The organism is Streptomyces colonosanans (assembly GCF_001866645.1).
GTDB lineage: Bacteria > Actinomycetota > Actinomycetes > Streptomycetales > Streptomycetaceae > Streptomyces > Streptomyces colonosanans.
Genome location: NZ_MLYP01000165.1, coordinates 1 through 2,766, shown reverse-complemented (window position 1 = coordinate 2,766; position 2,766 = coordinate 1). Strand labels below are relative to the sequence as shown.

The window sequence follows — 2,766 nt, the reverse complement described above, 5'->3', positions numbered from 1 at the left end:
ATGTCGCGTACGACTCCGGAGGCGCCCGGGTACTGGATCAGCACGCCGTTGATCTCGCGCTCGGCGAGCTCGGCCGGGATGCCGTCACCGAGGTCGGCGACGACGACCTCGACACCGGTCGGTTCCGCGCGGGTCTGGATCACCGCGATGGTCTGCGGCAGCGCGTCCGCATCGACCAGGAACAGGCCCTTCTTGTGCTTGCCCATGCGCCGGGACAGTGCCATCGCCTCGGCCGCGGCCGTGCCCTCGTCGAGCAGGGAGGCACCGGAGGTGGGCAGGCCGGTGAGGTCGGCGACCATGGTCTGGAAGTTGAGCAGCGCCTCGAGCCGGCCCTGCGAGATCTCCGGCTGGTAGGGCGTGTACGCGGTGTACCAGGCCGGGTTCTCCATCACGTTCCGGAGGATCACCGGGGGCGTGAAGGTCCCGTAGTAGCCGAGACCGATCATGGAGCCGACGACCTGGTTGCGGTCGGCGAGGGAGCGCAGCTCGGCCAGTACTTCGGCCTCGGTGCGCGCGCCCGGCAGGTCCAGGGCGTCGGCGTTCTTGATCACATCCGGGACCGCTGCGGCCGTGAGCTCGTCGAGCGAGCCGTACCCGACCTGCGCGAGCATCTTGGCCCGCGCCTCCTGGTCGGGCCCGATGTGGCGCTGTTCGAAGGGAATGCCCTGCTCGAGCTCGGAGAGCGGAATGCGATGGGCGGTCATGGCGGAGGCCTCCTGGTCTGGCGCGACCTTCGAGGGGCACCACGGCGCGGGTACCCCGACGGCCTCCCCCTCTGTCATCTCAACCTGAGAGTTTCGCCGGCCCGCACCAAGGCGCTCCGGCTTTCACCGTCGGTGAGAGCGGGAGCCGTCGACACCCGCCCTGCTTTCCAGAGTGACCTCGTCCGTGCGGTACGTGTGCCTGAGAGATTCCGGGGAGGATTTGCTCCTTCGGCGCCTCCGGATCGATCCGGAGAGCTCTCCCGCACGGGGTCAACAGCCGCTTGCCAGACTACCAGCGAGAACGATGCCGAAACCGTCGAGTGGACCTTCAAGTGGGCCTTCGAGTGGCCGCCTTCCTGAATGTGCTCTTTGGTAGTGCTTACGGATGAGTTGCGACCAGTTGGAGGGACCGTGCAGACCGACCTCGATCCGCGGAATCTGATCGGCCGCAAGGCGTTCGACCGCCATGGCATCAAGATCGGCACGATCGACGAGATCTACCTGGACGACGCGACCGGTGTGCCGGAGTGGGCGGCCATACGCACGGGGCTGTTCAGCAGGGACGCATTCGTCCCCCTGGAGCCCAGCGAGCTGGTGGAGGGCACCCTGCGTGTTCCCTTCGACCGCGCCCTGATCAAGGACGCCCCCGACTTCGGCGTCGGACGCCATCTCTCCCCCGAGCAGGAGCTGCAGCTCTACCACCACTACGGCCTTGATGTGGCCGCGCCTCCCCCGCCGCCCGACCGCGACTTCGGGCATCTCGCGGGGTCCGACGGAAGCTGAGGCCCCCCACCCCGAACGCCCGCCCCGTCCCTGCCGACCAGAACGGCGGCTGCCGGGCCGAACACCACGCTTGCCCCAGTGCCCCGCTCCCCGGCCCGCCTGACGCCCGTGGAGCGGTCGACGAGCGCCGTCCCAGGGCCGCCGGGCACCCCCTCAGGCCCCCCCATGCCCCGCCTTACCGCTCCTCCTGACGCCCGCGGAACGGCCGGCGAGCGCCGCCGAGCGCCGCCCTCAGACCCCCTCGGCCGTCGGGGCCGCCGGCGGCTCGGCGGTCCCGGGCCCTCGCGGCACCAGGGGCAGCGGATCCGCCGGCTCCAGCAGCGGATCGTCGGTACGGAACGTACGGACGCGCCCCGGCTGCGAGTCGGGGGTCTCGAACCGTATGGTCACCCTGCCCAGCCCACTGCCCTGCACCCACCCGTGCCCGTACTCCGGGTGCCGGACGTCATGACCCGCGGGCCAGATGCGCTCGGACAAGGTCAGCGCCGCCTCCTCGACGAGTTCGTCCACATCCACGGCCTCCCGATGCTCCTCCGCCAGGACCTCCCCCGCGGCCAGATGGGCTTGGGCGAACAGATCCTCCTGCGTGTAGTCGGCGAGCCCGCTGACCCCCACGCCGAGCAGCCGCACCCCGCCCGTGGTGTCCACGGACTCCAGCAGCCGCGCGGTGGCCTCCCGCACCACCGCGTGGTCGTCCGTGGGCCCGCGCAGGGTCTCGGAGCGGGTCAACGTCGAGAAGTCGTACCTCCGCACCTTCAGCACGATGGTCCGCCCCGACAGCCCGGCCTCCCGCAGCCGCCGCACACACCGGTCCGTGAGCCGCTGCACCTCCAGGCCGATCCGGAGCCGGTCGTGAATGTCCACGTCGTACGTGTCCTCCACCGACACGGACTTGGCCTCCCGCTCGGCCACCACGGGCCGCTCGTCATGCGCCAGCGCCATGGCGTACAGCGCGTGCCCGTGGGCCTTGCCCAGCAGCCGTACCAGCTCGGCCTCACCCGCCTCTGCGATCTCGTCGACCGTGGTGATGCCGGCCCGCCGCAGATGGTCCCCGGTCGCGGGACCGACGCCCGGCAGCGTGCGCACCGGCATCGGCCCGAGCAGCGCACGCTCGGTGCCCGGCCGTATCACCACCAGGCCGTCCGGCTTGGCCTGCTCCGAAGCGATCTTCGCCAGCATCTTGGAAGCGGCGAGCCCGACCGAGCCCGTCAGCCCGGTGACCGACCGGATGTCGGCGCGCAGTCTCACCCCCACCAGCCGCGCGGACTCCTCGTCACGG

At 71.0% G+C, this 2,766-nt stretch carries 2 protein-coding genes, 1 pseudogene and 1 riboswitch; of the genes and pseudogenes, 1 reads left to right on the top strand and 2 read right to left on the bottom strand.

Annotated features, from left to right (window positions below):
* Positions 1-704, bottom strand: a pseudogene (locus tag BIV24_RS31045) (glycine dehydrogenase (aminomethyl-transferring)); the annotation flags it as partial.
* A 177-nt stretch (positions 705-881) separates the two neighbouring features.
* A riboswitch (glycine riboswitch) is annotated at positions 882-977 on the bottom strand.
* Between the two features lie 138 nt (positions 978-1,115).
* Here BIV24_RS31045 and BIV24_RS31040 point away from each other — a divergent pair.
* Positions 1,116-1,487 (top strand): PRC-barrel domain-containing protein, encoded by a 372-nt coding sequence (locus BIV24_RS31040; RefSeq protein WP_071369785.1) that lies wholly within the window; start codon positions 1,116-1,118, stop codon positions 1,485-1,487.
* 231 nt (positions 1,488-1,718) lie between these two features.
* Here BIV24_RS31040 and BIV24_RS31035 read toward each other — a convergent pair.
* Positions 1,719-2,766, bottom strand: a 1,048-nt coding sequence (locus BIV24_RS31035; protein WP_107459835.1) for a DNA polymerase IV, incomplete at its 5' end; no start/stop codon positions are given.